General features: G+C 38.7%; 1 protein-coding gene and 1 pseudogene. Both read right to left on the bottom strand.

What is annotated here, in order from left to right; all coding sequences use genetic code 11:
- Positions 1–180 (bottom strand): annotated as a pseudogene (locus AACW06_RS19240) (hypothetical protein); the annotation flags it as partial.
- A gap of 166 nt (positions 181–346) precedes the next feature.
- Positions 347–1366 carry a hypothetical protein gene (locus AACW06_RS19235; RefSeq protein WP_192076289.1) on the bottom strand — a complete coding sequence of 340 codons (1020 nt, stop codon included), beginning with the start codon at positions 1364–1366 and terminating at the stop codon, positions 347–349.
- Positions 1367–2160: the final 794 nt, after the last annotated feature.

Raw genomic sequence — 2160 nt, 5'->3', positions numbered from 1 at the left:
TTTACCGTCTCTTCTTATATGTAAGTTCTTCAGATCTGTTAAATCACCATCAATAAACCATTGATCTGAATAGGGTGGCATCTCCAACGGTTCGTCATAAACATAAAGGCTATTAATATCTGATGCACCATGGCAAAAGAAACTAACAAAGACGAAAGCTGTAAATATACTTCTATACATTATCTTTCCATACTACATAATTTGAGTGAACCATAAATCGAGAAACACATAACGCCCTGTTAAGGTGTGAGCAACGCAATACCGATGCCACCGCACACCACCTTAAACACTAAAGACAACGCATGGTAAAAATGCCACGCGTTGCGAATCACTCTTAAACAGATTGTTAGGGCTTTAGGAATTCAAATATACCTGCCGCGATGAGACTGGCAACCACAGCTTGAAGATTAACCCAAATAAAAGTAGCCCTCGCAGACGAGAACAGCTCTTTGTTTTTATTCAATACTTCCGAGTACTCTTTGTCGTCACCTTTCGTGATGTCAAAAATTACATCTTCATGTGAGATCCCACTTAAGTTAGAAAACAGCTCTTTACCTTTTGACACGCCGTAAGATAAAAAGAATGAAATCATAACCTTTGAAACGATAACAATAGAAACATAAGCCGGTATATGCTGTGGTTCTGGAAATATATCAGTTACAGAAAAAGCCAAATAACACAAAATAAAAGCAACTGCACTAGGCGTAGCGTAATGAACTAAGCGAGCAAGTTTAGCTCTATGCTTTTTCATAAACTTGTAAGTACCACTTATTAGGTTAGGTTGCTTTTGTCCGGCATGCCATTCCTCAACAACCCCCAAAAGGTCTTTACTTAACTTGTCGTTTACATTGTCAGTTCTACAGAAAACAGGGCTCATTAAGTCTTCAATGTTATCAAGACCCTCCATATCTGACGAAGCTAACATTTGAAAGATGTTGCCAGCTTTAATTCCTTTCGCGATACGTATGAACAAGGAGTTTTTGATACTGCTCTCCAAGTTGACATCTTCGTACATAAAATGAAGACGAATGATTATCTCTTTTGTTTTATCTGAATCCTGCCAGTCATAAGCAATGAAGTCATCATAAGGCTTTTCTATGAAGTCTTTCTCAAACCCAAGTCCTACCGTTATAGTAGCGTCTGTGACATGAACAAGTTGAAGCTGTTGCTTCAACTTTTTGACTAACCCACTAATATCACTCTTATTTACCATGACGGCGCCATGAAGAGCGCGAGTCCTAGTAGTTGGCTCGCCATGTAACATATAAAAAAAGTGTTTTAGTCTACTGTTATCAATCTGCAGTGACAGAGCACTCTTGCCACTACTTTCGTTCACTTCATCTTTTAAAATTAACTGTTGGTTCATTCAGAGTATCACTCGCGCATATACTTAAGTTGCATATTAAGAGCGCGGATATTACCAACAGACAGAACGATATTCTATTTATTTCTTACAGGAAGCATAACTTGTTGACTTTCTGAGCCCTAACGCCCAATTAAGTGGTGAACAACGCACTGGCCAAGCCGCTGCATTGCACCGTAAAACACTTTACCTAACGCATAGTAAAACTGCCACGCGTTGAGAATCCACTTGAATTGCTTGTTATGTGAATTTTACCGTGAATTCAAAGTAAACCACCGTAAAAATGAAGGGATTTTAATAAGTTACGTGCAAAAACGATGCTAACCAACCCCTAAATTTTACAACGATTTTAGTCAAAGAGAGCTACTTGCAGAATCAACAACAAAGAAAGCGCCATTTAAGCCACAACAAAACCTTTTACTTCACCAGACTTTCAGAGCTGAATGTCAGCAAGTAAATCAGTCAAAAAAGCATTTCAATTAAAGCGATTTAAAACTGTCGAAACCCAACACAAGCCAGATCCAAAACTTAATTGAGGCAACCCAAGAACCTTCAAAACGATCAATCTCAGGTTGTTCAAGAATCCATTTCGACCAAGCCAACTTGCCGAAAACACGAAACGAATTCTCAATGAAATCGTAGAATTAACCTCAAAAACTCATCCAACACATAACGCCCAATTAAGGGGTGAACAACGCCTCCACCCAACCTAAAGCATTGTGCCATAAACACTAAAATTGAAGTCGAAGCAAAAATGCCAAGCGTTGAGAATCCCTCTTAAATTGCTTGTTAACTGC

The organism is Vibrio sp. S12_S33, assembly GCF_963889785.1.
In the GTDB taxonomy this organism is placed as follows: domain Bacteria; phylum Pseudomonadota; class Gammaproteobacteria; order Enterobacterales; family Vibrionaceae; genus Vibrio; species Vibrio aestuarianus.
This window is presented reverse-complemented; position numbering and strand designations above follow the sequence as displayed.